General features: G+C 67.4%; 22 protein-coding genes. 18 read left to right on the forward strand and 4 right to left on the reverse strand.

Annotation, left to right across the window (positions count from 1 at the left end; translation table 11 throughout):
• Positions 1-7 precede the first annotated feature (7 nt).
• Positions 8-1,090 carry a tripartite tricarboxylate transporter substrate binding protein gene (locus A9976_RS18030; RefSeq protein WP_232245657.1) on the reverse strand — a complete coding sequence of 361 codons (1,083 nt, stop codon included), beginning with the start codon at positions 1,088-1,090 and terminating at the stop codon, positions 8-10.
• Between the two features lie 375 nt (positions 1,091-1,465).
• On the opposite strand from A9976_RS18030, the gene A9976_RS18035 reads away from it, so the two are divergent.
• The 10 genes from A9976_RS18035 to rfbC all read left to right on the forward strand — a co-directional run bounded on the left by A9976_RS18035 (position 1,466) and on the right by rfbC (position 11,059).
• Positions 1,466-1,948 (forward strand): Lrp/AsnC family transcriptional regulator, encoded by a 483-nt coding sequence (locus tag A9976_RS18035; protein WP_183020138.1) that lies wholly within the window; start codon positions 1,466-1,468, stop codon positions 1,946-1,948.
• Between the two features lie 136 nt (positions 1,949-2,084).
• Positions 2,085-2,810: a GNAT family N-acetyltransferase gene (locus A9976_RS18040; RefSeq protein WP_183020139.1), complete on the forward strand. Its 726-nt coding sequence runs from the start codon at positions 2,085-2,087 to the stop codon at positions 2,808-2,810.
• Positions 2,811-2,916: 106 nt separating this feature from the next.
• Positions 2,917-3,798, forward strand: coding sequence for an HlyC/CorC family transporter (locus A9976_RS18045; RefSeq protein WP_183020140.1), 882 nt, complete (start codon positions 2,917-2,919; stop codon positions 3,796-3,798).
• 73 nt (positions 3,799-3,871) lie between these two features.
• Complete coding sequence (gene lnt / locus A9976_RS18050; protein WP_183020141.1) at positions 3,872-5,524, forward strand: apolipoprotein N-acyltransferase; 1,653 nt, start codon at positions 3,872-3,874, stop codon at positions 5,522-5,524.
• 178 nt (positions 5,525-5,702) lie between these two features.
• Positions 5,703-6,227 (forward strand): bifunctional 3-hydroxydecanoyl-ACP dehydratase/trans-2-decenoyl-ACP isomerase, encoded by a 525-nt coding sequence (gene fabA, locus A9976_RS18055; protein WP_012203203.1) that lies wholly within the window; start codon positions 5,703-5,705, stop codon positions 6,225-6,227.
• Entirely contained in the window at positions 6,224-7,447 is a 1,224-nt protein-coding gene (gene fabB / locus A9976_RS18060; protein ID WP_183020142.1) for a beta-ketoacyl-ACP synthase I, read from the forward strand. Before fabA ends, fabB begins: the two co-directional genes overlap by 4 nt.
• A 165-nt stretch (positions 7,448-7,612) precedes the next feature.
• Positions 7,613-8,683 carry a dTDP-glucose 4,6-dehydratase gene (gene rfbB, locus A9976_RS18065; protein WP_183020143.1) on the forward strand — a complete coding sequence of 357 codons (1,071 nt, stop codon included), beginning with the start codon at positions 7,613-7,615 and terminating at the stop codon, positions 8,681-8,683.
• The gene (gene rfbD / locus A9976_RS18070) at positions 8,680-9,582 is read left to right on the forward strand and encodes a dTDP-4-dehydrorhamnose reductase (RefSeq protein WP_183020144.1); all 903 of its coding nucleotides are present in this window, start codon (positions 8,680-8,682) and stop codon (positions 9,580-9,582) included. Before rfbB ends, rfbD begins: the two co-directional genes overlap by 4 nt.
• Before the next feature lie 41 nt (positions 9,583-9,623).
• A complete protein-coding gene (rfbA, locus tag A9976_RS18075; RefSeq protein WP_183020145.1) occupies positions 9,624-10,514 on the forward strand; it encodes a glucose-1-phosphate thymidylyltransferase RfbA in 891 nt (296 codons plus the stop codon).
• Complete coding sequence (gene rfbC / locus A9976_RS18080; protein WP_183020146.1) at positions 10,511-11,059, forward strand: dTDP-4-dehydrorhamnose 3,5-epimerase; 549 nt, start codon at positions 10,511-10,513, stop codon at positions 11,057-11,059. The genes rfbA and rfbC overlap by 4 nt, the downstream gene beginning before the upstream one ends.
• Before the next feature lie 6 nt (positions 11,060-11,065).
• Here rfbC and A9976_RS18085 read toward each other — a convergent pair whose 3' ends face one another.
• Positions 11,066-11,947, reverse strand: a complete 882-nt coding sequence (locus A9976_RS18085; RefSeq protein WP_183020147.1) for a LysR substrate-binding domain-containing protein — start codon at positions 11,945-11,947, stop codon at positions 11,066-11,068.
• A 210-nt stretch (positions 11,948-12,157) separates the two neighbouring features.
• On the opposite strand from A9976_RS18085, the gene A9976_RS18090 reads away from it, so the two are divergent.
• From A9976_RS18090 to A9976_RS18115, 6 genes are all read left to right on the forward strand, one after another.
• Complete coding sequence (locus A9976_RS18090; protein WP_183020148.1) at positions 12,158-13,609, forward strand: NCS1 family nucleobase:cation symporter-1; 1,452 nt, start codon at positions 12,158-12,160, stop codon at positions 13,607-13,609.
• 10 nt (positions 13,610-13,619) lie between these two features.
• Entirely contained in the window at positions 13,620-14,369 is a 750-nt protein-coding gene (locus A9976_RS18095; RefSeq protein ID WP_183020149.1) for a GntR family transcriptional regulator, read from the forward strand.
• A gap of 174 nt (positions 14,370-14,543) precedes the next feature.
• Positions 14,544-15,587 carry a putative 2-aminoethylphosphonate ABC transporter substrate-binding protein gene (locus A9976_RS18100; protein ID WP_183020150.1) on the forward strand — a complete coding sequence of 348 codons (1,044 nt, stop codon included), beginning with the start codon at positions 14,544-14,546 and terminating at the stop codon, positions 15,585-15,587.
• A 15-nt stretch (positions 15,588-15,602) separates the two neighbouring features.
• On the forward strand, positions 15,603-16,676 hold the full coding sequence (locus tag A9976_RS18105) for an ABC transporter ATP-binding protein (protein ID WP_183020151.1): 1,074 nt from the start codon (positions 15,603-15,605) through the stop codon (positions 16,674-16,676).
• Entirely contained in the window at positions 16,673-18,451 is a 1,779-nt protein-coding gene (locus A9976_RS18110) for a putative 2-aminoethylphosphonate ABC transporter permease subunit (protein ID WP_183020152.1), read from the forward strand. The genes A9976_RS18105 and A9976_RS18110 overlap by 4 nt, the downstream gene beginning before the upstream one ends.
• Before the next feature lie 31 nt (positions 18,452-18,482).
• Positions 18,483-19,598 (forward strand): TIGR03364 family FAD-dependent oxidoreductase, encoded by a 1,116-nt coding sequence (locus A9976_RS18115; protein WP_183020153.1) that lies wholly within the window; start codon positions 18,483-18,485, stop codon positions 19,596-19,598.
• Positions 19,599-19,614: 16 nt separating this feature from the next.
• Here the strand turns inward: A9976_RS18115 and A9976_RS18120 are convergent, their stop codons facing one another.
• Together A9976_RS18120 and A9976_RS18125 are read right to left on the reverse strand one after the other, a co-directional pair.
• Entirely contained in the window at positions 19,615-20,790 is a 1,176-nt protein-coding gene (locus A9976_RS18120; RefSeq protein WP_232245656.1) for a zinc ribbon domain-containing protein, read from the reverse strand.
• A 73-nt stretch (positions 20,791-20,863) separates the two neighbouring features.
• Positions 20,864-21,982: an SPFH and helix-turn-helix domain-containing protein gene (locus tag A9976_RS18125; protein WP_183020154.1), complete on the reverse strand. Its 1,119-nt coding sequence runs from the start codon at positions 21,980-21,982 to the stop codon at positions 20,864-20,866.
• A 358-nt stretch (positions 21,983-22,340) separates the two neighbouring features.
• On the opposite strand from A9976_RS18125, the gene glyQ reads away from it, so the two are divergent.
• Positions 22,341-23,279, forward strand: coding sequence for a glycine--tRNA ligase subunit alpha (gene glyQ, locus A9976_RS18130; protein WP_012203218.1), 939 nt, complete (start codon positions 22,341-22,343; stop codon positions 23,277-23,279).
• Between the two features lie 34 nt (positions 23,280-23,313).
• On the forward strand, positions 23,314-25,425 hold the full coding sequence (gene glyS / locus A9976_RS18135) for a glycine--tRNA ligase subunit beta (protein ID WP_183020155.1): 2,112 nt from the start codon (positions 23,314-23,316) through the stop codon (positions 25,423-25,425).
• The last annotated feature ends 102 nt before the right edge of the window (positions 25,426-25,527 follow it).

Below are 25,527 nucleotides of genomic sequence, written 5' to 3' on the forward strand. Positions count from 1 at the left end.
GCGCGGCTCAGAGCTGGCGGATTCGGGCGGCCTGTACCAGCAGGCCGTATTTGCTGTGCTCGGAGCGCACAAAGCGCGCGAACTCCTGCAGTTGCAGTTCTTCGGGCAGCACGCCCATGGCGGACAGGGTGTCCTGCACCGGGCGGCTGCGCATGGCCTGCGCGAACGCGGCGGCATGGCGCTGCGCCTGCTCCGCCGGCCAGCTGGCCGGTGCAAACAGGCCGAACCAGTTGGCCATGTTGAAGCCCTGCACCGTGTCGTTGAGGCTGGGCACCTCGGGCAGCAGGGGCGCGCGCTCCAGCGTGGTCACGGCCAGGGCCTGCAGCCGCCCTGCGCGGATGTGCGGCAGCGAAGATGCCAGGCTGTCGAACAGCAGGTCGGCCGAGCCGTCGAGCAGGGCCGACAGTGCCGGCTGCGTGCCGCCGAAGGGCAGGTGCAGCAGCGGCAGCCGCGTGAGCATCTGGTACATCTCGCCCGACAGGTGGCCGCTGCTGCCCGGCCCGCCCGAGGCATAGCGCAACGGCTGGCGGTGCTTGGCAAGAAAGCGCTGCAGGTCCAGCGGCGTGCGTATGCGCCACTGGCGCGCCAGATCGCTGCGCATGACCAGCACATTGGGCATGCGCGCCACCAGCACCAGCGGCTGGAAGTCGCGCAGCGGGTCGTAGCCCAGCTGGGGCTGCAGCCAGGGTAGCACGGCATGGGTGGCGGCCGCGCCCATCAGCAGCAAGCGGTCCTGGGCCGTGGCCTGGGCGACCATGTTGGAGCCCTTGGCGCCGCCGTCGCCCGGCACATAGAGGATTTGGATGGCTCCCAGCTTCGCGGTGCTGGCCTCGACCAGCGGCCGTGCCGTGCGGTCCAGCGGGCCGCCGGCCGCATAGGGAACGATCAGGGTCAGGGAGTCGGACTTCGCATCGCGCGGCTGGACTGCGGAGGGCTGCTGGGCCTGCGCCGCCGCAGGCAGCCAGGGCAGGGCGGCCAGTGCTGCCAGCAGGCTGCGCCGCGCCAAACGGGCCGACGGCTGCGGGCCGGCTGGCGCAGGCGCACGGGCATGGCGTGACATGGCGCGGTTGGCGTCGTGGCGGGGCGTCATGGCGTGAAGCGAAATGGAGGCGATCCCCGCAGTATAGGCAGCGTGGGCAGGCAGGCGGGCGTGGACGACGCATGTCCCGTTGGCGCTTGACTGTTTGCGCGCAGGCCTGGACGGCAGCCTGGTTCAGCAGGGCATTCATGGGGATCTCCGGCCAGTGCGGTGCAGGATGGTCGGACGGGCGCCATGGCCGGCGCCTGCGTCTTCTCTATCGGTGCTGTCACTGTAGGCGGGAGGGGCTTCAGCTTTTTGCCGTTTGCCCGTGGTGGGAAAATGCGGAATGCATGAAAATTGCGGAATTCTTTCGTTTATCGCAATTTAACTGGTTAATTCGGGTTAACCCTGAAGAAATCCGTACTTATTTACGAGTCCACCGCCATGAGCGCCACGCACAACATCGACAAACTGGATCGGGCCATTTTGCGCCGCCTGCAGGCCAACGGCCGGGAAACCTATGACGTCATCGGGGAGCAGGTGGGCCTGTCTCCCAGCGCCGTGCTGCGACGGGTCAAGCGCCTGGAAGACAGCGGTGTGATCGACCGCTACGTGGCCCTGGTCCAGCCCGAAACGGTGGGCCTGGGGCTGACCGCCTATCTCAACGTGCGCCTGGAAAAATACACCGAGACCAGCAAGCGCAACCCCATGGACGTGTTCCGCGCCAGCGTGCAGACTTGGCCCGAGGTGGTGGAATGCGTGTCGCTGACCGGCGAAATGGACTACCTGATGCGCGTGGTCGTGGCCGATATGCAGCACTACACGCGCTTCGTCATGGACACCTTGCTCAAGCACCCCAGCGTGCAGGACTGCAAGACCAGCTTCGTGATGGACCGGGTGAAGGTGACCACGGCGGTGCCTCTGTAGCCACGAAGGCTAGGGCAGGGGCCTTGCCGTCGAGAGGTGCAGGGAGGGAAATTGGTTTGCATGCCAAAACCTTACAGTTTTGTTGCATTGCAATATCTCCGTTGCTCGACATCGGGTTTTTACCTATATTTGAGCCATGAATGCATCCAAAGACTGGTTGAAGGCGTCCTGGCAGGCCGGCCGGGACATGTTGCGTGCGAGCGCAGGCCAGCCGCACCGTCCCGATGGGCGCTCCGCGTCCATGGTGCCCATTCGCTCCCTGGGCCCGTCCCACCGCGAGCGCGTGGTGGCGCATTTGCTCAAGCTCGATGAAGGCGACCGCTACCTGCGCTTCGGCTATGCCGCCAGCGACGAGCAGGTCCGCCGCTATGCCATGCAGCTCGACTTCGAGCGCGATGACATCTTCGGCATCTACAACCGCCGGCTCGAGCTGATCGCCATGGCGCACCTGGCGTTTGCCTCGCATCCCGAGCACAAGAGCTGCGCCGAATTCGGCGTCTCCGTGCTCAAGCAGGCACGTGGCCGTGGCTATGGCGGGCGCCTGTTCAACCGCGCCGTGATCCATGCACGCACCAAGGGCGTGTCCATGATGTTCATCCACGCGCTGTCGGAGAACACGGCCATGCTCAGGATTGCGCGCAAGGCCGGCGCCACCATCAAGCGCGATGGCTCCGAATCCGAGGCCTATCTGCAGCTGCCGCCCGCCGGCATCGACACGCACATGGCGTCTCTGATGACCGAGCACATCGGCGAGGTGGACTACCAGCTCAAGAAGCAGGCCAAGCAGTTCTGGGATTTCCTGGCCGATGTGCAGGAAATCCGCCGTGGCGTGCAGGATGGCCGCCACCAGGCCGGTGAATAAGCGCAAAACGCCGCAAGGGGAATTGGCGCAGCGCATGCAGGGGTGACGGAGCAATCCGCTATCCTTGCAGCTTGTTTCACTACCGCACGTCCTGCACTCCAAGACAGTGTCCGACCCCCATCCTGCGCGCTCTTCCGAGAAGGAAAGCAAGCGAAGCTTCCTGCAAAAGGTGGCCGAGTTCATCCACCCGGCCCCCGACTCTCCCGACGAGCTGATCGAGACCCTGGCCGACGCCGAGGACAATCAGGTCATCGGCCCCGAGTCGCGCGTCATGCTCGAACGCGTGATCCGCATGGCCGACATGACGGCCGGCGACGTCATGGTCGCAGCCCCTCGCATGGACCTGGTCAACATCGACGCGCCGTTCGATGAATTGCTGCACCAGGTCATCACCACGGCCCATTCACGCTTCCCGGTCTACCAGGGCGAGCGCGAGAACATCATCGGCATCCTGCTGGCCAAGGACCTGCTCAAGCTGCAGCGCTCGCCGGACCTGAACATCCGCGCCCTGTTGCGCCCCGCCGCCTTCGTGCCGGAGAGCAAGGGCCTGAACGATCTGCTGCGTGAATTCCGGGGCAACCGCAACCACCTTGCCGTGGTCATCGACGAGTTCGGCCGCGTGGCGGGCCTGGTGACCATCGAAGACGTGCTGGAGGAAATCGTCGGCGAGATCGAGGACGAGTTCGACATCCCCGAGGACGAGGGCGACATCTTCGCCCTGGCCGACAACAGCTACCGCGTGGCGGGCGACACCACCATCGAGCATGTGAACGAGACCTTCGAGGTGTCCCTGCATGCCCGCGATCCCGACGATGAGTTCGACACCATCGGCGGCCTGATCGCCCACGAAATGGGCCATGTGCCCAAGCGCGGCGAGCAGATCCACCTGGCGGGCCTGGAATTCACCGTGCTGCACACCAAGGGCGGCGCCGTGCGCTGGTTCAAGGTGGTGCGCGATCCCGCCGCCGACAGCCTGCTGCGCAGCTGAGACTGCGCCTGAACCTGCCCTTGGCTGGACCTCTCTCACCCGAGACCTACCTCTTTTTGCGCACAACCGGCCGATGCCCCTGTCCAGTTCTTCCGCTTTCTCGCAAGACGGCCGGCGCATGGGCCGGTTCGCCCATGGCGTGCTGCTGCTGGTAGCGGGTGCGGCACAGGCCCTGTCGCTGGCCTGGCCCTGGGCGCGCGGGCAAGGTGACGGGCTGCTGAGCCTCATCGGCGGCTATGGCCGCCCGCTGTGGTGGCTGCAGATACTGTCGCTGGCCGTGCTGGCGCGCGCCCTGCAGACGGCGCAGCGCCCGGCCCAGGCGGCAGGGCGTGCCATGCTCTTCGCCACGGCCTGGCTGGTGGCCACCTTCTGGTGGCTGTTCATCTCCATGCATGTCTATGGCGGCCTGCCTGCGCCGCTGGCCGTTGCCGCCGTGCTGGCGCTTGCGGCATTTCTGGGCAGCTACTACGCGGTGGCTGCCTGGGGCTGGCAACGGCTGCGCCCTGCCGGTGCAGCGGGCGGCGCGCTGCTGTTTTCCGCCGTCTGGCTGCTGGCCGAACTGGCGCGTGGCTGGCTGTGGACCGGCTTTCCCTGGGGCGCCGGCGGTTATGCCCATGTGGAAGGGCCCTTGTCCGTGCTGCCGCGCTGGATTGGCGTCTATGGCACGGGCGCCGTGGCGTCCTGGCTGGCGTATTGGCTGGCCGCCTTGCCGGGAATCTCGCGCAATGGGGCCCGTGTTCGGGCCGCCCGGCCCCTGGCGGCGGCTGTGGCCCTTGTTCTGGCCTGGGGCGGCCTGTGGTGGTTGCGCGATGCCGCCATCAATGCACCGTCGGCCGAGCGGCCTGCACTGAGCGTGGCCATGCTGCAGGGCAATATCCCGCAGGATGAGAAGTTCGAGGCCGGCAGCGGCATTCCGCTGGCGCTGGGCTGGTATGGGCGCGAGCTGCGTGCGGCCACCGCGCAACTGGTCGTGGCCCCTGAGACAGCCGTGCCCCTGTTGCCCCAGCAACTGCCCGAGGAATACCTGGACCTGCTGCGCGAACCGTATCTGAAGAAGGATGGCCGGCAGGCCGCGCTGCTCGGCATTCCCCTGGGATCGGAAGAGGCCGGCTATACGAACTCGGTCGTGGGCTGGCAGCCCGGCCAGATCCAGGACTACCAGTACGACAAGCACCATCTGGTGCCCTTCGGGGAGTTCATCCCGCCGCTGTTCCGCTGGTTCACGCAGATGATGAACATACCGCTGGGCGACTTCAACCGCGGCGCGCTGGGACAGCCCTCCATGGCCTGGGCCGGCGAGCGGCTGTCGCCCAACATCTGCTACGAGGATTTGTTTGGCGAGGAGCTGGGTGCACATTTCGGCAACGCGGCGACGGCGCCGACGGTGCTGGTGAATTTCAGCAACATCGGATGGTTTGGCGACAGCGTGGCGATTGACCAGCATCTGGCCATCAGCCGCATGCGTGCGCTGGAATTCGAGCGCCCCATGCTGCGCGCCACCAACACAGGCGCCACGGTCGCGATCGACCACCGGGGCGTGGTCACGCATGCGCTGGTGCCTTACGAGCGCACCGTGCTGCAGGCCAGCGTGCAGGGCCGCGAGGCCTTGACGCCATTCGCGCGCTGGGTACACGCGGCAGGTCTGGTGCCGCTGTGCCTGGCTGCCTTGGCGGTGCTGGTGGTGGCTTGGATCAGGCGGCGCAAGCCGTCGGTCCGGGGGCTGTAGCCGAGGCCCGCGAGCCGGGTCGGCGTGGCTTTTGTGGCAGAGTTTTGATGCGGCCTCGGGGTTTTGTTGCAGTCTGGCAACGTTCAACCCCGATAATGCGCGGCTGCATGGTCCGCTGCGGGCCGCACCCATTCAGAGATAGAGGTGGCGTCAGTGCCGCCGTGGAGCAAGTTAGACAATGGCCGATTCTTTTTCGTATGAGCAACTGATCGCTTCGGGCGAAGGCAAGCTGTTTTCCGCAGACAGCGGACGTCTTCCCCTGCCTCCCATGCTGATGTTCGACCGCATCACGCACATCGACACCGATGGTGGTGCCCACGGCCTGGGCAAGATCGTGGCCGAACTCGACATCAAGCCTGATCTCTGGTTCTTCGACTGCCATTTCCGGGGCGATCCCGTCATGCCCGGCTGCCTGGGCCTGGATGCCATGTGGCAGTTGATCGGCTTTTACCTGACCTGGCTGCGCCTTCCCGGCCGCGGCCGCGCCCTGGGCGCCGGCGAGGTCAAGTTCACGGGCGAAGTGGGTCCTGACGTCAAGCTGGTGACCTACGAAATCAACATCAAGCGCGTGATCAAGCGCAAGCTGAACATGGCCATCGGCGATGCACGCCTGCTGGCCGATGGCAAGGAAATCTACGTGGCCAATGACCTGCGCGTGGGTCTGTTCCTGCGCGAGGGTGAAGGCCAGGGAACGGCAGCATGACCAAACGTCGCGTAGTCATCACCGGCGCGGGCATTGTCTCGTGCATCGGCAACGACCTCGATACCGTGGAGACCTCGCTGCGCGAGGGCCGCACGGGCATCAAGGCCATGCCGAAATTCACCGAACTGGGCATGCGCAGCCAGGTGGCCGGTGTGCCGGAGATCGACGTCGAGGCACGGATCGATCGCAAGCAGCTGCGCTTCATGGGCGATGCGGCAGCCTATGCGCAGATCGCGCTGGAAGATGCCATCGCCCAGGCGGGCCTGGCCCCCGAGCAGGTCAGCCATCCGCGCACGGGCCTGATCATGGGCTCTGGCGGCGGCTCGCCGGCCAACCAGATCGAGGCGGCCGACACATTGCGCGAGAAGGGCATTCGCCGCGTCGGTCCCTACCAGGTCACGCGCTGCATGAGCTCCACGGTGTCGGCCTGCCTGGCGACCAATTTCAAGGTCAAGGGCATCAACTACTCCATCACCTCGGCCTGTTCCACCTCGGCGCACTGCATCGGCGCGGCGGCACAGCAGATTGCCTGGGGCATGCAGGACGTGATGTTTGCCGGCGGCGGCGAAGAGCTGTCCTGGGGCATGGCCCTGCTGTTCGACGGCATGGGTGCCATGTCCAGCAAGCACAACGACCAGCCCGAAAAGGCTTCGCGCGCCTATGACGCCAACCGCGACGGTTTCGTGATCGCAGGCGGCGGCGGTGCCGTGGTACTGGAGAGCCTGGAGCACGCCCAGGCCCGGGGTGCGAACATCCTGGCCGAAGTCGTGGGCTTCGGCGCCACCAGCGATGGCGAGGACATGGTCGCGCCCTCGGGCGACGGCGCCATCGCCTGCATGCAGCAGGCCCTTGAAGGTATCGAAGGCGGCGTGGACTACATCAACACCCATGGCACCTCCACGCCCGTGGGCGACATGCAGGAAGTGCGCGCCATGCGCGCGCTGTTCGGCGACCAGGTGCCGCCGTTCTCCTCCACCAAGTCGCTGACCGGCCACTCGCTGGGCGCTACCGGCGTGCAGGAAGCCATCTACTGCATGATCATGATGAACAAGGGCTTCATCGCAGGTTCGGTCAACGTGGACACGCCCGATCCGGCACTGGGCGACATGCCCCTGGTCACCCGCACACGCGATGCCCGACTGGACACCGTGCTGTCCAACAGCTTCGGCTTTGGCGGCACGAACGCCTCGCTGGTGCTGCGCCGTTGGCAGGGCCAGTGAACACGCCCCGGGTGTGTAAAAGGCGTGTCCTGAAGGAAAAAGCCCGCCTCTTGCGGGCTTTTTTACTGGCGAGCGCCGACAATGCCCAGGTCGCGCGGGAGGCCGCACCCCATGCTGCTGCCGGATCCCCGCCCCAAGAACAATGAAATTTTGCAAGGTTGAACCATGATTCTTGTCACAGGCGGCGCCGGCTTCATCGGTGCCAATTTCGTGCTGGACTGGCTGGCTGCTGGCGACGAGCCGGTGCTCAACGTGGACAAGCTCACCTATGCCGGCAACCTCAAAAGCCTGGAGAGCCTGCAAGGCGATGCGCGCCATGTCTTCGTGCAGGCCGACATCGGCGACGGCCAGACCCTGGCCCGCCTGCTGGCCGAGCACAGGCCGCGCGCCGTGGTCAACTTCGCGGCCGAGAGCCATGTGGACCGCTCCATCCATGGCCCCGAGGACTTCATCCAGACCAATGTGGTCGGCACCTTCCGCCTGCTCGAAGCCGTGCGCGGCTACTGGAGCGCGCTGGATGCCGAGGCCAAGGCAGCCTTCCGTTTCCTGCATGTATCCACCGACGAGGTCTACGGCAGCCTGGCGCCTGCGGCACCGGCCTTCACCGAAGACCACCTCTACGAGCCCAACAGCCCGTACTCGGCCAGCAAGGCTGCCAGCGACCATCTGGTGCGCGCCTGGCACCACACCTACGGCCTGCCCGTGCTGACGACCAACTGCAGCAACAACTACGGCCCGCTGCATTTCCCCGAGAAGCTGATCCCGCTGATGATCGTCAACGCCCTGGCCGGCAAGCCGCTGCCCATCTATGGCGACGGCATGCAGGTGCGCGACTGGCTCTATGTGCGCGACCACTGCAGCGCCATCCGCCGCGTGCTGGAGGCCGGCAGGCTGGGCGACACCTACAACGTGGGCGGCTGGAACGAGAAGCCCAACGTCGAGATCGTGAACACCGTCTGCGCCCTGCTCGACGAGCTGCGCCCCAAGGCCGATGGCACCAGCTACAGCGCACAGATCACCTATGTGAAGGACCGCCCCGGCCATGACCGGCGCTATGCCATCGATGCGCGCAAGCTCGAGCGCGAACTGGGCTGGAAGCCTGCCGAGACCTTCGAGACCGGCATCCGCAAGACCGTGCAGTGGTACCTGGACAATCCCGAATGGGTGGCCGATGTGCAGTCCGGCGCCTACCGCGAATGGGTCAGCCGCCAGTACGCGGAGGGAGCCGGCTCATGAAGCTGCTGCTGCTGGGCCGCAATGGCCAGGTGGGCTGGGAGCTGCAGCGCAGCCTGGCGCCGCTGGGCGAACTGATTGCGCTGGACCGCCAGGGCGATGCCGGTGGCCAGGGCCTGTGCGGCGATCTCTCGCGCCTCGATGAGCTTGCACGCACCGTGCGCGCTCTGCGCCCCGATGTCATCGTCAATGCCGCCGCCCACACGGCCGTGGACAAGGCCGAAAGCGAGCCTGACCAGGCGCGGCTGCTCAACGCGCTGGCCCCCCAGGTGCTGGCCCGCGAGGCGGCGCAGATCGGTGCGCTGCTGGTGCACTACAGCACGGACTATGTCTTCGACGGCAGCGGCAGCGCCGCGCGCACGGAGACCGAGGCCACGGCGCCGCTGTCCGTCTATGGCAGCAGCAAGCTCGAAGGCGAGCAGCTGATCCAGGCTTCAGGCTGCCGCCACCTGATCTTTCGCACCAGCTGGGTCTATGCGGCGCGCGGCGGCAATTTCGCCAAGACCATGCTGCGCCTGGCCCAGGAGCGCGAGGCGCTGAGCGTGATCGACGACCAATGGGGCGCGCCGACGGGCGCGGACCTCATCGCCGACGTTACGGCCCATGCCATTCGCCAGCTGCAGCGCCAACCCGGCGACCAGGGCCTGTACCACCTGGTGGCCGGTGGCGAGACCACCTGGCATGCCTATGCCAGCCATGTGATCGCCCGCGCTCGCGAACTCGCGCCCGACCGGCCCTGGAAGGTGCAGCGAATAGCTGCCGTGCCCACCAGCGCCTTTCCCACCCCGGCACAGCGTCCGCACAATTCCCGCCTGAACACCGACCGGCTGCAGCAGACCTTCGGCCTGCGCCTGTCGCACTGGCAGGCCGGCGTGGACCGCATGCTGCAGGAAATCATCTGAGCGCGGCTGCGCGCTCCAGGAAGAACCCCAGGATCCAGGACATGAACCAGACACGCAAAGGCATCATCCTCGCGGGCGGCTCCGGCACCCGCCTGCACCCGGCCACGCTGGCCATCAGCAAGCAACTGCTGCCGGTCTACGACAAGCCGATGATCTACTACCCGCTGAGCGCCCTCATGCTTGCGGGCATCCGCGAGATCCTGGTGATCAGCACGCCGCAGGACACGCCGCGTTTCGAGCAGTTGCTGGGCGATGGTTCGCAGTGGGGCCTGAAAATCGAATACGCCATCCAGCCCAGCCCGGACGGCCTGGCCCAGGCCTTTCTGATCGCCGAGGATTTCCTGGCCGGTGCGCCCAGCGCCCTGGTGCTGGGCGACAACATCTACTACGGCCACGACTTCCCCCGCCTGCTGGCGCGCGCCGACGAGCGCAGCGAGGGCGCCACGGTGTTTGCCTACCACGTGCAGGACCCCGAGCGCTATGGCGTGGCCGAGTTCGATGCCCAGGGCCGCGTGCTTTCCCTGGAGGAAAAGCCCAGGCAGCCAAGGAGCAACTACGCGGTCACTGGCCTGTATTTCTACGACAGCCAGGTCGTGGAACTGGCCAAGTCCATCAAGCCCTCGGCGCGCGGCGAGCTGGAAATCACCGACCTCAACCGCCTGTACCTGGAAAAGGGCCAGCTCAATGTGGAGCTCATGGGCCGTGGCTATGCCTGGCTGGACACGGGCACGCACGACAGCCTGCTGGAAGCGGGGCAGTTCATCGCCACCCTGCAGCAGCGCCAGGGCCTGAAGGTTTCCTGCCCAGAAGAGATCGCCTTCCGCCAGGGATGGATAGACCAGGCACAGCTGGAGACGCTGGGCCAGGCCCTGGCCAAGAACGGCTACGGCCAGTACCTGCTGCAGATCCTCAAGGAAAAGGTGCACGCATGAAGGCAACACCCCTGGCCATTCCCGAGGTAATGCTGATCGAGCCCAAGGTCTTTGGCGACGATCGCGGCTTCTTCCTGGAAAGCTTCAACCAGCAGGCCTTCAACCAGGCCACGGGCACGGACCACCAGTTCGTGCAGGACAACCACAGCCGCAGCAAGAAAGGCGTGCTGCGCGGCCTGCACTACCAGCTGCCGCCGCATGCCCAGGGCAAGCTCGTGCGCGTGGTGCGCGGCGCCGTGTTCGACGTGGCCGTGGACATCCGCAAGGGCTCGCCGACCTTCGGCCAATGGGTGGGCGCCGAACTGACGGAAGACAACCACCGCCAGCTGTGGGTGCCGCCAGGCTTTGCCCACGGCTTCGTGGTGCTCAGCGACAGCGCCGACTTCCTCTACAAGGCCACTGCCTTCTACGCGCCCCAGGCCGATCGCGGCATTGCCTGGAACGACCCGGCCATCGGCGTGCAATGGCCGCAGCTCGATGTGGAGATGTCGCTGTCGGACAAGGATCTCAGGCAGCCGCTGCTGGCGGATGCCGAGCTGGCCTGAGCCGGTTCACATCTGGTCCGGCAGCACCCCGCCCGGCACGGCTTCCTCCAGAAAGCCGGCGATCAGCCGGGCCTGGCGGCGTTCGCGCAGGCAGTACAGGTACTCGGGCAGGCGCGGCACGGGGCCTGCGAAGGGCAGGACGACGATGTCGGGGTGGGCCGAGGCTTCATGCCGGGCGAAGACGCTGATGCCCATGTCGCGGATCACGGCCTCGCGGATGGCTTCGCGGCTGGCGATTTCCATGATGTGGCGCGGTGCCAGGCCGGCGGCGGCCAGCATCTGTTCGGTGAGCTGGCGCGTCATGGAGCCGCGCTCGCGCAGGATCAGCGTGTCGTGCACCAGATCGGACGCCTGCACCATGGTGCGCTGCGCCAGCCGGTGGCTGCGGTGCACCAGCAGCGCCAGCGGGTCCTGGCCCAGCTCCATGCGCAGCAGGCGCGGATCGCTCTCCAGGTGTGAGGAGGTCGCCAGGTCCACCTGGTAGTCCACCAGCGCCTGCACCATCTGGCGCGAGTTGCCGCCCACGATGGCCACTTCCACCCGCTCGAAGCGCCGCTGGTAGCGCTTGACGATGTCCAGCACGTAGTAGGGCGCCGTCGCGCCTATGCGCAGCTGGCCCTGGCTGGCATCGCCCGAATGGCGCAGCGCCGACTCCAGCTGGATGGTCTGCAGCAGCAGTTGCTCGACCTGGGGCAGCAGGCGCAAGCCGGCATCGGTGATGGACAGCCGCCCGCCCTGGCGATGGAACAGCTCCACGCCGTAGTGCTCTTCCAGCGCGCGGATCTGGGTGGTCACGGTGGGCTGGCTCAGTGCGAGCTGGCGCGCGGCTTGCGTGATGCTGCCAAGGCGGGCGACCCAGAAAAAGGACTTGAGCTGCGTGACGAACATGGCGGGGTTGGAGGGAGGGGGGCGGCTCCATATTTCACCATGTCGCCGCAGCCTGAAGGCCTGCGGTGGCCGGGTATGTCCCGGGAAAAAACTCCTGCGCCCGAAGGCACACTTCTTGCATACCAGTTTGCGTGCCAGTTTGTGTGCCAGCTGATCATGGGTTTCGGCTGGTCTTGTGTCAGTGATTACTCGTGGTCAAGGAGCGCATCAATGGACATCCGCAACCCCTCGCCAGGTCTCTACAACGAAGACCTGGCGCCCACCAGGGACCGCCGCTGGGGCGCCTTCAGCATCTTCAACGTCTGGACTTCGGACGTGCACAGCCTCTGGGGCTACTACCTGGCGGCCAGCCTGTTTCTGCTGTGCGGCAGCTTCGTCAATTTCCTGATCGCCATCGGCATCAGCTCCCTGGTCATCTTCTTTCTGATGAACCTGATGGGCTATGCGGGCGAGAAGACCGGCGTGCCCTACCCGGTGCTGGCGCGCGCCTCGTTCGGTGTCTGGGGGGCGAATCTGGCGGCGCTTGTGCGCGCCGTCGTGGCCTGCTTCTGGTATGGCGCGCAGACGGCGGCCGCCTCGGGCGCCATGGTGGCACTGCTGGTGCGCAATGACGCCCTGCTGTCCTTCCACCAGACCACGCACTGGCTGGGCCATTCAGGGCTGGAGGTGATCTGCTATGTGGTCATCTGGGCTTTGCAGCTGCTGATCATCCAAAGGGGCATGGAGACCGTGCGGCGATTCCAGGACTGGGCCGGGCCTGCCGTGTGGATCGCCATGCTGGTGCTGGCCATCGGCCTGTGCGTGAAGGCCGGCGGCTTCAGCTTCGACCACGGCATTCCCATGGATGTGCTGCTGGACAAGACCAAGGATGCGGGCGTGAGCGGCGCGCCGGGCAGCTTCTGGGCGCTGATGGCCGTGGGCGCGACCTGGATCACCTACTTTGCGGCGCTGTACCTGAATTTCTGCGACTTCTCGCGCTATGCGAAGAACAAGGAAGCGGTCGCCAAGGGCAACCTCTGGGGCCTTCCTGTGAATCTGATCGCGTTCTCGCTGGTGGCGGGCATCACCACGATTGCGGCCTTCAAGGTCTATGGCGAGGTGCTGCTGCACCCGGAGCAGATCTCGGCCAAGTTCGACAGCTGGGTGCTGGCCCTGCTGGCCGCCGTCACCTTTGCCGTGGCCACGCTGGGCATCAACGTGGTGGCCAACTTCGTCTCGGCGGCCTTCGATATCTCCAACGTGTTTCCCAAGCGCATCGACTTCAAGCGCGGCGGCTACATCGCCGCGCTGATCGCCCTGGCTCTCTACCCCTTTGCACCATGGGAGGGCGGCGCAGCCCACTTCGTGAATGCCATCGGCGCCACCATGGGGCCGCTGCTGGGCATCATCCTGGTGGACTACTACCTGGTGGCCAAGGGCAACATCAACGTGGCAGCGCTGTATGACGAGCATGGCGAGTACCGCTACGAGGGCGGCTGGAACGTCAACGCGCTGATCGCCACCGGCATCGGCAGCGTGTTCTCCACCATCCTGCCCAACTTCACCAGCCTGCTGCCGGTCTGGTGGGGCACCTACGGCTGGTTCTTCGGCGTGCTGATCGGTGGCGGCGTGTACTGGGTGATGGCCACGCTGCGCCCGCGCCGCATTCCGGCCGCGGCCTGAGGAGGCCGCCATGTCCGAGCCGCAGGATGCGCCGGCCACCGGGCCGGCCTTGATTGCCGAGCGTGTCATGCGCTCCATCGTCGAGCGCAAGCTGCGCCCAGGCGAACGCCTGGGCGAAAAGGAACTGGCCGAGGTCTTCGGCGTGAGCCGCACCATGGTGCGCGAGGCGCTGATGCAGCTGCAGGCGCGCGGTTTCGTCGAGGTGCGCTCGCGCCAGGGCTGGTACGTGGTCGAGCCCTCGTTCGAGGAAGCCCAGGAAACCTATGCCGCGCGCCGCGTGCTGGAGTCCGGCATGCTGCGCGACGCGGGCCGGCCGCTGCAGGCGGCCATACGCACGCTGCGCCAGCACGTGGCCCAGGAGCGCGGCGCCATTGCCGAGGCCGACAACGCCGGCCAGCGCAGCGTGCTGCTGGCTGACTTCCACGTCTGCCTGGCGCAGCAACTGGGCAACCGCTTCCTCACGGCCATGATGGCCGACCTGTCGGCGCGCACCACCCTGGTGTCTGCGCTGTACCAGTCGCAGACCGAGGCCCAGCACTCCAATGCCGACCACGAGGCCATCGTCGATGCGCTGGCCGCTGGCGACATGGCGCGCGCCGAGCAATTGATGCGCGAGCACATCGACGCGCTGGCCGCGCGGCTGGATCAGGACCTGGCGCACCGCGCGCGCCTGCAGGACCGGCTGCTGGATGCGCTGCAGCCCCAGGCGGCCCAGGCCGCCCAGGCAACGCGCACAGGCAGGGGCAAGCCGCGCGGCTGAAGAAGCGGGGAGCGTGGCGGATGGCAGGGTGAGGGGGACACCCAAATCCGCCAATACCCGCTTCGCCAAATTTCCGTTGTGTGACACGGGCGTTTCACCTGCGCTTCCTAAAGTGGGTGTCAGAGGTGGTGAACCTGCCACCTGTCCACGAACCCACAACGGAACTGCCACGCCATGCGCCACACCCTTGCCTCCCTGGGCCGCCGCCTCGCCATTGCCTCCGCGGCGCTGACCGTCGCCTCCTTCGCCACCCTTGCCCACGCGGCCAGGACCGAGCTGCTGGTCTACAGCGCGCTGGAGGCCGACCAGATCAAGGCCTACAAGAGCGGCTTCGAGAAGGCCCATCCCGATATCGAACTCAAGTTCGTGCGCGACAGCACGGGCATCATCACGGCCCGCCTGCTGGCCGAGAAGGCCAACCCCCAGGCCGACGTGATCTGGGGCGTGGCCGCCACCTCGCTGATGCTGCTGGACAAGCAGGGCATGCTGCAGCCCTACGCGCCCAAGGGCCTGGACAAGGTGCGCGCCAACATGCGCGATCCGCGCGCCCAGCCGACCTGGGTGGGCATGGACCTGTGGTCCTCGGCCATCTGCTTCAACACCGTGGAGGCCGGCAAGCGCAAGCTGCCCGTGCCCGCCAGCTGGTCCGACCTGGTCAGGCCCGAATTCAAGGGCACGATCACCATGCCCCACCCGGCCTCCAGCGGCACGGGCTACCTGATGGTCGCGGCCTGGCTGCAGATCATGGGCGAGGAAAAAGGCTGGGCCTACATGGACGGCCTGCACCAGAACATGGGCGTGTACACGCACAGCGGCTCCAAGCCCTGCCGACAGGCGGGGGCCGGCGAGTTCCCCGTGGGCCTGAGCTTCGAGTACCGCGCCAGCAAGACCAAAAAGGACGGTGCGCCCATCGACATCGTCTTCCCGCAGGAAGGCCTGGGCTGGGACGTGGAGGCCACGGCCATCCTCAAGACCAGCAAGAAGCAGGAAGCCGCCAAGGCGCTGGCCGACTGGGCCGTCACGCCAGAGGCCAACAAGCTGTACGCCGCCAACTTCGCCGTGCTGGCCCTGCCCGAGGCGCAGGAGAAGCTGGAGTTCATTCCTGCCGATCTCGAAAAGCGGTTGGCGAAGAACGACTTCGATTGGGCTGCGGCCAACCGCGACCGCATCCTGGCCGAGTGGAGCCGCCGCTACGAAGCCAAATCGGAAAAGAAGTAAGTCGAGGGCCACGCCATGCTGCGCATAGACCATATCGCCAAGCGCTACCGCGAGCAGCAGGTGCTGCGCGGCATTGACCTGAACGTGGAGGCGGGCGAGTTCGTCAGCCTGCTCGGCCCTTCGGGCTGCGGCAAGACCACGCTGCTGCGCATCGTCTGCGGCATCGACATGCCCGACGAGGGCAGGGTGCTGTTCCAGGGCGATGACATCACGCGCTGGCCTGCCGCGCGTCGTGGCTTCGGCGTGGTGTTCCAGAGCTATGCGCTGTTTCCCAATCTCACGGCCGCGCAGAACGTGGCCTTCGGCCTGAACGCACAGCCTGCGGCGCAGGCGCGCGAGCGCGTGGCCGAGATGCTGTCCCTGGTGGGCCTGGGCGCGCAGGCCCAGCGCTACCCGGCCCAGCTGTCGGGCGGCCAGCAGCAGCGCGTGGCCCTGGCCCGCGCGCTGGCGCCCCGGCCGCGCCTGCTGCTGCTGGACGAACCGCTGTCCGCCCTGGACGCCCAGGTGCGCACCGAGCTGCGCAGCGAGATCCGCCAGCTGCAGCGCCAGCTGGGCATTGCCTCCATCATGGTCACGCACGACCAGGAAGAGGCCTTGTCCATGGCCGACCGCGTGGTGCTCATGCACCAGGGCCGCATCGAGCAGCAGGGCTCGCCCGAGCAGCTCTATGCCCGGCCCGTGAGCCAGTTCGCGGCCGGCTTCGTGGGCCGCATGAACCTGCTGCCGGCCACGGCCGAATCGGCGGACCAGGTGCGCATCGGCGAGGCCAGCCTGCGCTGCGCGCTGGCCGGTTTCGAGCCGGGCGCTGCCCTGCTGGTCGGCGTGCGGCCCGAGAGCGTGGTGCTGCACCCGGCCCAGCCCACGGCATTGCCCAACCTGTTCCGCGCCCGCGTTGTGGAGACCTCCTTCCTCGGATCGATGGCCCTGGTGCGCCTGTTCAGTTCCACCCTGCAATGCCAGATCGACGCCCAGTGGCCGCTGCGCCACGATGTGGGCCTGCCCGACTGGCTGCAGGGCGAGGTGCTGATGGAGCTGCCCGCCGCCGCACTGCAGCCGCTGGCGGCGCCCGACGCGAGGAAGGCTGCATGAGCGCGCATCCCATGGACACGGCCATTTCCGTGCCCGTGCCCGTGCCCGTGCCGGTGGACCGCTCCGTTCCCGCCCGCCGCAGCGCGCCTGCAGGGCCCGTGCGTCCTCGGGGGCGCAGCGCAGGCTGGGAGCGCTGGTGGCTGGGCGCCCTGGTGCTGGGGGCACTGGCCTGGCTGCTGGCCACCATCGCCCTGCCGGTGGCCAGCCTGCTGGGCAGGAGTTTCTGGGACGACACGGGCCGCTTCACGGGCCTGGCCCAGTTCATCACCTATGCGCGCATGCCGGGCGTGGCGCAATCGCTGTTCAACAGCCTGTGGCTGTCGGCCGTGAGCAGCACGGTCTGCGTGCTGCTGGCCTATGTCTACGCCTATGGCGTGGTGCGCAGCTGCATGCCGCTGGCGCGCTGGTTCCGGGGGCTGGCCCTGGTGCCGCTGCTGGCCCCCTCGCTGCTCATGGCCATCAGCCTGATCTACCTGTTCGGCAGCCAGGGCCTGCTCAAGGGCTGGCTGCAGGGAGGCTCGGCCTACGGGCCCTTCGGCATCATCGTGGGCTCGGTGCTCTGGACCTTTCCGCATGCGCTGATGATCCTGTGCACCACGCTGGCCTCGGGCGATGCGCGCCTGTACGAGGCTGCCGCCACGCTGGGCGCCAGCCGCTGGCGCAGCTTCCGCCAGGTCACGCTGCCGGCCAGCCGCTACGGGCTGATGATTTCCTGGATCGTGGTCTTCGTGCTCGTGGTGACCGACTTCGGCGTGCCCAAGGTCATCGGCGGCAACACGGCCATGCTGGCCACCGATATCTACAAGCAGGTCATAGGCCAGCAAAAGCTGTCCATGGGCGCCGTGGTGGCCATGCTGCTGCTGGTGCCGGCCGGCCTGGCCTTTGCGGCAGAGCGCCATTTGCGTGCGCGGCAGGCGGCGACCATGGGCGTGCGCTCCGTGCCGCTGATGCCCCAGCCCCATGCGCCGCTGGACCGCGCGCTGCTTGCCTACTGCGCGCTGGTGGCGCTGGCGCTGCTGGCCGTCATGGGCACGGCCGTGCTGGCCTCCCTGGTCAGCTACTGGCCCTACAACCTCGCGCTGACGTTCAAGAACTACCGCTTCGACATGATGGACGGCGGCGGCTGGGCCAGCTATGGCAACTCGCTGTCCATGGCGCTGGCCACGGCGGTGGTGGGGGCGGTGCTGAGTTTCGTGACCGCCTACCTGGTGGCCAAGCCCCAGCGCTGGGCACGCACGCGCCAGTGGCTGCATGCCGTGGCCACGCTGCCCATGGCCGTGCCGGGGCTGGCGCTGGGCCTGGGCTACATCCTGTTCTTCAATGCCCAGGGCAATCCGCTGCACTTCCTGTACGGCAGCATGGCCATCCTGGTGCTGTGTTCGGTGGCGCATTTCTTCTCGGTGGCGCACATCACGCAACTGGCCGCGCTGCAGCAGCTCGATGCCGAATACGAGCGCGTGGCCGATTCCATGGGCGTGGCCTTCTGGACGCTGCTGTGGCGCGTGCACCTGCCGGTGTGCATGCCCGTGGTGATGCAGGTGGCCGGTTACTTCTTCGTCAATGCCATGACCACGGTGTCGGCCGTGGTGTTCCTCTACTCGCCCGAGACCACGCTGGCCTCGGTGGCCGTGCTGGCCATGGACGACGCGGGCGACACCGCGCCCGCCGCGGCCATGGCCACGCTGATCTTTGCCACGGCCGCCACGGGCCGGCTGCTGATCGCGGCGCTGGATGCCTGGGTGCAGCGGCGCACGCAGCGCTGGCGCCAGCGCTGATTTTTCCTTTCCTTTTCCTCTGTTTCCTCCCATGAAGAACTACGACCTGATCGTGGTGGGGGCCGGCATTGTCGGCCTGGCCCACGCCTATGCGGCTGCGCGCCGTGGCCGCAGCGTGCTCGTCATCGAGCGCGACGCGGCCTGCATCTCCGCCTCCATCCGCAACTTCGGCTTTGTGACCGTCACTGGCCAGCAGGCAGGCGCCCACTGGCGGCGTGCCATGCGCTCGCGCGACACCTGGGCCGAGATCGCGCCGCAGGCCGGCATCGAGGTCGTGCACCGCGGCCTGTGGCTGACGGCGCGTCGCCCCAGTGCCGAGGCCGTGCTCCATGCCTTTCTGAGCACGGCGATGGGCGAGCGCTGCGAGCTGCTCACGCCGGCCCAGGCCGCCGAGCGCCACCCGGCACTGCGCACCGGAGACCTCAGTGCCGTGCTCTACAGCCCGCATGAACTGCGCGTGGAGTCGCGCACGGCCATTGCCCGGCTGGCGCAGTGGCTGGAGCAGGCCATGGGCGTGGATTTCCGCTTCGGCGAGGCCGTGCTCGAGGTGGCGGCACCCCGGGTGCGCAGCACGCGCGCCAGCTACCACGGCGAACGCGTGGTGGTCTGCAACAACGCCGACCCGGGCGGCCTGTTCGCCGGCCTGTGGGCGCCGCACCGCATCCAGCTGTGCCAGCTGCAGATGCTGCGCGTGCGGCCGCAGCCGGGCTTTCGGCTCGAGGGCTCGGTCATGGGTGACCTGAGCATGGTCAGATACGAGGGCTACAGCGCCCTGCCCGAAGCCGCCGCGCTGCGCGCCGAACTGGAGCGGGAGGAGGGCGAGAGCCTGGCCCATGGCATCCACCTGATCGCCGTGCAAAGCGCCGACGGCAGCCTGGTGGTGGGCGATTCCCACCACTACGGCGCAGCGCCCCAGCCCTTTGCCAGCGAGGCCGTGGACGGGCTGATGCTGCGCCACATGAACGAGGCCCTGAACCTGCGCGACGCCCAGGTGGTGGAGCGCTGGGTGGGCGTCTATCCGAGTGCGCAGGACGCGCCCTGCGTGGTGCATGCGCCCGACGAGGCCACGCGTGTGGTGGCGGTCACCGGAGGTTCCGGCGCGAGCACCGCCTTCGGGCTTGCCGAAGAGGTCTGGAGCGCGTGGTGAGCGGCAGCCGGCCTACTTACTGGCCGAACATCACCCACAGCAGCGCCAGCACCATGATCGTGGCCAGCACGGCCAGCGTGATCTTGAGGGCGCTGTAGGGGCGCTCGCCCGCGATCTGGCCGGTGTAGCCGTTGGCGATGATCTGGAAGGTCTTGCTGCCGTAGGTGTATCCCACCAGCCAGACCGGCACGAGGATGTGCTTGAAGGTGCGGCCCTGGTACTCGCGCTGCACCTGCAGGTTGCGGTAGGTGTCGCCGGGCACCTGGCGCGCGCACAGGGCGCGCAGCTGCTCGTCCATGTCCTGCACGTTGACCTGGGCGGCCTTGCCCAGGTCGATCTGGTAGCGCTCCACGGTCCAGCCGCGCACGAACTCGGGCGTGTAGGGCTTGAGGTCGGTGGTGGTGGGAAAGGGCTCCACCTGGCGCAGCAGGTTGGCGTGCACGCCCACGGTGCCGGGCACCAGTTCGTCGTCGAAGAAATGCGCGAGGCTGCCCGAGGCCGGCTCCCAGCGCACATGGCGCACCTGGCGCGTCTGCACGTTGCCGTTGCTGTCGCGGTAGGACTCGGTGGTGTAGTAGTAGAAGCCTGCCTCGGCCTGCCAGTCGGCGCTGGCGTGGGCGTCGAAGGTCCAGTAGGGCAGGTAGACGCCATGCAGCGTGTCGGTCAGTGCTGCGGACTTCAGGCGGTTGGGTGCGAACCAGCGGCTGCCGTACCACTGGCGGATGCGGTCGCGGATCTGGCCGTCGCTGATCTTGAAGGGCAGGATGCTCTGGGGCGTGATGGCATCGCCCTGCTCCTCATGGGCGACGATGGAGGGTGAACCACAGAAGTCGCAGCGCTGGGCCACGGTGCGGTTCACGAAGACCGAGATCGCGCGGCAGTTCTGGCACTGGACCTCGTAGCGGTCCTCCGTGCCCCAGCCCCGGCCGGATTGGGGGTTGCGCAGCGCCTCGGCCAGGTCCTGCTCGACCACATCGCGGCCCAGCTCCTCGCGCGTTTCCTCGCTCCAGGGCACCGTGGTGCCGCAGTACGGGCACTTGAGCGCCTGGGCCTGGGCATTCCATTCGAGATTGGCGCCGCATTCGGGGCAGGGGTGCTTGCGCACCATGGCGGGCGCGGCGGCTGCGGCCTCCCAGGAACCGGAGGCGGGGGAAGTCGAGGTGCTGGAGGAACTGGAGGAGGGCGCGCTCACGGCATCGGTCCTGGAAAACGGGACGCGGCGCCAGGCAGGGCCTGGCGCCGCAAAGGGTCAAACCACGGAAATGTCAGCCGCGCAGGAAGTCATCGAGTGCGGCCTGCGCAATGCGCCACTGGCTGCCGATCTGGCGTGCCTTGAGGTTGCCGGCCTGGATCTCGGCCAGCACATCGGCCTCGCTCACACCCAGTACCTGGGCCGCCTGGGCCGGGGTCAGCACCTGCAGTCCACCGGCGGCGGGCGCTGCGGGGGCCTGGGCCGCCTGTGCGGCAGCGGGCGAGAACGGATCGGACGTCTGGCCCTGGCCGGCCGGTGCGCCACCGGCACCGCCGCCGCTTTGCATGCTCTTCATCATCTCCTGCGCCATGCCGAAGCCCATGGCCATGGTGGCGGGCAGGGTGGCTGCGGCAGCGCCTTCGCCGCCCGTGGTCATGGCCTGGCCCATCTGGTACTTGACGTAGTCGTTGAGATTGCCGATGGCCGTCATGCTGGAGCGCTTGTCGATGGCCTGCTCCACCTCGGGCGGCACGGACACGTTCTCCAGCACGAAGCTGGTGATCTCCAGGCCGTACTTGTCCGTCATGGCCGGGTTGATCAGCGGCAGCAGCGCATCGCCCAGCTCGCCATAGCGCTGGGCCACGTCCAGCACGGGCACCTGGGCCTTGGCCAGCGACTCGGTGAACACGCTGATGATGCGCGAGCGCATGGTGTCGGCGAACTCGTCGATGCGGAAGTTCTGGTCCGTGCCCGCCACTTCCTTGAGGAACTTGGCCGGCTCGACGATGCGGAAGTCGTAGGTGCCGAAGGCGCGCAGGCGCACAGCGCCGAAGTCCTTGTCGCGCACCATCACGGGGTTGGAGGTGCCCCACTTGTTGCCCGTGAACAGGCGCGTGTTGATGAAGTAGACATCGCACTTGAACGGCGAGTTGAAGCCGTACTTCCAGCCCTGGATGGTGGACAGGATGGGAATGTTCTGCGTGGTCAGCGTGTGCTTGCCGGGGCTGAACAGGTCGGCGTACTGGCCGGCCGAGACGAACTGCACCTGCTGCGACTCGCGCACGATGAGCTGGGCGCCGTTCTTGATTTCCTTGTCGTCATCGGGCCAGCGGTAGGAGAGCGTGTCGCGCGAGTCATCGGTCCACTCGATGATCTCTATCAGTTGCTTGGTGATGATGTTCATCAGGTTCATGGCAGGCTCCGGGGCGGTGGTGGTCCACGACAAAAAAGGTCAATGGGCCATTCTAGGGGGCGTGCATGGCGGCGTGGCGAACGGCCACCGGCCGCGGCCCCGGTGAATTGTCAAAAAATGAAGCTGCCGGGCCTTGCAAGGCCTGTTTCCAGTTGGTCCCGCGCCATGGCCTTTGCCTGTATGCAATGCGTGCTCTGTTTTTTGATGCAGATCGCGTGGCGTCGCTGCCGCAGTGGGGCCGCAGGCCGGCGCCACGGCGCACGGCCGGGCGGCGCCTTAAAATCGTCGTTTGCGCGGCGCGAGCCGCCTCTCATTCACCGGCGCGGCCCCGGCCTGCGTGCGACGCCTGAAACAAGTCATGCTCACTTTCCAACAAATCATCCTCAAGCTGCAGTCCTACTGGGCCGACCAGGGCTGCGCGCTGCTCCAGCCCTATGACATGGAAGTGGGCGCGGGCACCTCGCACACCGCCACCTTCCTGCGCGCCCTGGGCCCCGAGCCCTGGAAGGCCGCCTACGTGCAGCCCAGCCGCCGCCCCAAGGACGGCCGCTATGGCGACAACCCCAACCGCCTGCAGCACTACTACCAGTTCCAGGTGGTGCTCAAGCCCGCGCCCGACAACATCCTGGAGCTGTACCTGGGCTCGCTCGAAGCCCTCGGGTTCGACCTGAAGAAGAACGACATCCGCTTCGTCGAGGACGACTGGGAGAACCCCACGCTGGGCGCCTGGGGCCTGGGCTGGGAAGTCTGGCTCAACGGCATGGAGGTGACGCAGTTCACCTACTTCCAGCAGGTCGGCGGCATCGACTGCAAGCCCGCCACGGGCGAGATCACCTACGGCCTGGAGCGCCTGGCCATGTACCTGCAGGGCGTGGACAACGTCTACAACCTGACCTGGACCGACGGCCTGAGCTACGGCGACGTCTACCACCAAAACGAGGTGGAGCAGTCCACCTACAACTTCGAGCATTCGGACGCCGACTTCCTGTTCACCGCCTTCGGCGCCTACGAAAAGCAGGCCAACCACCTGATCGGCGAACAGCTGGCGCTGCCGGCCTACGAGCAGGTGCTCAAGGCCGCCCACACCTTCAACCTTCTCGATGCGCGCGGCGCCATCAGCGTGACGGAGCGTGCCGCCTACATCGGCCGCATCCGCAACCTGGCCCGCGCCGTGGCCAAGGCCTATATGGACAGCCGTGCACGCCTGGGCTTCCCCATGGCGCCCAAGGCCCATGCCGACGAAGTGCTGGCCGAGCTGGCCAAGGCCGCCGAACAACAGGGCAAGAAGGCCGCCTGAGGCGGACACCGCTGCACCGAGAGAACACCAGACCATGAACGCATCGAATCTTCTTGTTGAACTGTTTGTCGAAGAGCTGCCCCCGAAGGCGCTGCAAAAGCTGGGCGACGCCTTTGCCGGCGTGCTGTTCGAGCAGCTCAAGGCCCAGGGCCTGCTGGCCTCCAGCGAAGCGCGCCTGACGGCCTATGCCTCGCCGCGCCGCCTGGCCGCCCACATCACCGAAGTCCTGCCCCAGGCCGAGGACAAGGCCGTGTCGCAAAAGCTCATGCCCGTCTCCGTGGGCCTGGACGCCGACGGCAAGCCCACGCCCGCCCTGATCAAGAAGCTGGCCGCCCTGGGCGCCGGCGAAGAAGCCGTTGCCGGCCTGACGCGCCAGGGCGAGGGCAAGGCCGAGGCCCTGTTCCACGCCTCCACCGTGCGCGGCGTGATGCTGGCCGACGGCGTGCAAAAGGCGCTGGACGAAGCCATTGCCAGGCTGCCCATCCCCAAGGTCATGCGCTACCAGCTGGCCGACGGCTGGAGCAGCGTCCATTTCGTGCGCCCGGCCCACGGCCTGGTGGTGCTGCACGGCACCGAGGTGCTGATCGGCGTCAAGGCCCTGGGCCTGACGGCCGGCACGGCCACGCATGGCCACCGCTTCGAGGCGGCGGTCGATCCCGTGGTCATCCGCTCTGCCGATGACTACGCCGCGCAGCTGCGCGAGGAAGGCGCCGTCATCGCCAGCTTCGCCGAGCGCCGTGCCGAGATCGCGCGCCAGTTGCAGGCCGCTGCCGAGCGCGTGGGCGGCGGTGTCCGTCCCATCGAGGACGATGCCCTGCTGGACGAGGTCACGGCCCTGGTCGAGCGTCCCAATGTGCTGGTCTGCGAGTTCGAGAAGGAATTCCTCGACGTGCCGCAGGAATGCCTGATCCTCACCATGAAGGCCAACCAGAAGTACTTCCCGCTGCTGGACGCCGCCGGCAAGCTGACCCACCAGTTCCTGGTGGTCAGCAACATCAGCCCCCAGGATGCCAGCGCCGTCATCGGCGGCAACGAACGCGTGGTGCGCCCGCGCCTGGCCGACGCCAAGTTCTTCTTCGACCAGGACCGCAAGAAGACCCTGGCCTCGCGCGTGGACGGGCTGGGCAAGGTGGTCTATCACAACAAGCTCGGCACCCAGGGCGAGCGCGTGGAGCGCGTGCGCTCCATCGCCAAGAGCATTGCCCGCCAGCTGGGCGACACGGGCCTGGCCCAGCAGGCCGACCTGGCCGCGCAACTGGCCAAGACCGACCTCGTGACCGACATGGTGGGCGAGTTCCCCGAACTGCAGGGCACCATGGGTCGCTACTACGCGCTCAACGACGGCCTGGACGTGGCCGTGGCCGATGCCATCGAGGACCACTACAAGCCCCGCTTTGCGGGCGACGAACTGCCGCGCGGCAACGCCGGCGTGGTCGTGGCCCTGGCCGACAAACTGGAAACCCTGGTCGGCATGTTCGGCATCGGCAACCTGCCCACGGGCGACCGCGACCCGTTCGCACTGCGCCGCCATGCGCTGGGCGTGATCCGCATGCTGGTCGAGAAGGACCTGGCGCTGGACCTGGAGACCCTGCTGGTCAGCGTGCTGCCTGCCTTCGGCGACAAGATCGAGGACGCCACGCCCCAGCTGGCCGACTTCATCTACGACCGCCTGGCCGGCAACCTGCGCGAGCAGGGTTTCTCGGCCCAGGAAGTGGACTCCGTGCTGGCCCTGCGCCCGCAGCGCCTGTCCGACGTGCAAAAGCGCCTGGAGGCCGTGCGCGCCTTCGGCGAGCTGCCCGAGGCACCGGCCCTGGCCGCCGCCAACAAGCGCGTGGGCAACATCCTCAAGAAGGCCGACCAGGCTGTGCAGGCCCAGGTTGACGCGGCCGTGCTGGCCGAGGTGGCCGAGAAGGACCTCTACGCGGCCCTGCAATCGGTGGCGCCCAAGGCACAGCAGCAGTTTGCTGCCGGCGATTACACGGCCAGCCTGCAGACCCTGGCCGCGCTGCGCGCCCCGGTCGATGCCTTCTTCGAGCATGTGATGGTCAACGCCGAAGACCCGGCGCTCAAGGCCAACCGCCTGGGCCTGCTGGCGACCTTGCACGAAGCCATGAACCGCGTGGCGGACCTTTCGCGACTGGCGTAAATGGAGCACCCCCTGAGGCGCTTCGCGCCTTCCCCCTCTCTACTTGCTTCGCAAGGGAGGGGGACGACACCCTCGATGCGGGGCGGCGCGGCCGGCCTAGGC

The sequence above is a fragment of the Delftia sp. UME58 genome (genome assembly GCF_014170385.1).
In the GTDB taxonomy this organism is placed as follows: domain Bacteria; phylum Pseudomonadota; class Gammaproteobacteria; order Burkholderiales; family Burkholderiaceae_C; genus Comamonas; species Comamonas acidovorans.

What these genes read in the sequence shown, in the direction of transcription:
- rfbA (WP_183020145.1), top strand. Translation starts at nt 9,624, where the DNA reads ATGAACCAGACACGCAAAGGCATCATCCTCGCGGGCGGCTCCGGCACC.
- glyQ (WP_012203218.1), top strand. Translation starts at nt 22,341, where the DNA reads ATGCTCACTTTCCAACAAATCATCCTCAAGCTGCAGTCCTACTGGGCC.
- rfbB (WP_183020143.1), top strand. Translation starts at nt 7,613, where the DNA reads ATGATTCTTGTCACAGGCGGCGCCGGCTTCATCGGTGCCAATTTCGTG.
- A9976_RS18085 (WP_183020147.1), bottom strand. Translation starts at nt 11,947, where the DNA reads ATGTTCGTCACGCAGCTCAAGTCCTTTTTCTGGGTCGCCCGCCTTGGC.
- A9976_RS18125 (WP_183020154.1), bottom strand. Translation starts at nt 21,982, where the DNA reads ATGAACCTGATGAACATCATCACCAAGCAACTGATAGAGATCATCGAG.
- A9976_RS18105 (WP_183020151.1), top strand. Translation starts at nt 15,603, where the DNA reads ATGCTGCGCATAGACCATATCGCCAAGCGCTACCGCGAGCAGCAGGTG.
- rfbD (WP_183020144.1), top strand. Translation starts at nt 8,680, where the DNA reads ATGAAGCTGCTGCTGCTGGGCCGCAATGGCCAGGTGGGCTGGGAGCTG.
- glyS (WP_183020155.1), top strand. Translation starts at nt 23,314, where the DNA reads ATGAACGCATCGAATCTTCTTGTTGAACTGTTTGTCGAAGAGCTGCCC.
- A9976_RS18040 (WP_183020139.1), top strand. Translation starts at nt 2,085, where the DNA reads ATGAATGCATCCAAAGACTGGTTGAAGGCGTCCTGGCAGGCCGGCCGG.
- A9976_RS18115 (WP_183020153.1), top strand. Translation starts at nt 18,483, where the DNA reads ATGAAGAACTACGACCTGATCGTGGTGGGGGCCGGCATTGTCGGCCTG.
- fabB (WP_183020142.1), top strand. Translation starts at nt 6,224, where the DNA reads ATGACCAAACGTCGCGTAGTCATCACCGGCGCGGGCATTGTCTCGTGC.
- fabA (WP_012203203.1), top strand. Translation starts at nt 5,703, where the DNA reads ATGGCCGATTCTTTTTCGTATGAGCAACTGATCGCTTCGGGCGAAGGC.
- A9976_RS18110 (WP_183020152.1), top strand. Translation starts at nt 16,673, where the DNA reads ATGAGCGCGCATCCCATGGACACGGCCATTTCCGTGCCCGTGCCCGTG.
- A9976_RS18035 (WP_183020138.1), top strand. Translation starts at nt 1,466, where the DNA reads ATGAGCGCCACGCACAACATCGACAAACTGGATCGGGCCATTTTGCGC.
- A9976_RS18100 (WP_183020150.1), top strand. Translation starts at nt 14,544, where the DNA reads ATGCGCCACACCCTTGCCTCCCTGGGCCGCCGCCTCGCCATTGCCTCC.
- lnt (WP_183020141.1), top strand. Translation starts at nt 3,872, where the DNA reads ATGCCCCTGTCCAGTTCTTCCGCTTTCTCGCAAGACGGCCGGCGCATG.
- A9976_RS18030 (WP_232245657.1), bottom strand. Translation starts at nt 1,090, where the DNA reads ATGACGCCCCGCCACGACGCCAACCGCGCCATGTCACGCCATGCCCGT.
- rfbC (WP_183020146.1), top strand. Translation starts at nt 10,511, where the DNA reads ATGAAGGCAACACCCCTGGCCATTCCCGAGGTAATGCTGATCGAGCCC.
- A9976_RS18090 (WP_183020148.1), top strand. Translation starts at nt 12,158, where the DNA reads ATGGACATCCGCAACCCCTCGCCAGGTCTCTACAACGAAGACCTGGCG.
- A9976_RS18095 (WP_183020149.1), top strand. Translation starts at nt 13,620, where the DNA reads ATGTCCGAGCCGCAGGATGCGCCGGCCACCGGGCCGGCCTTGATTGCC.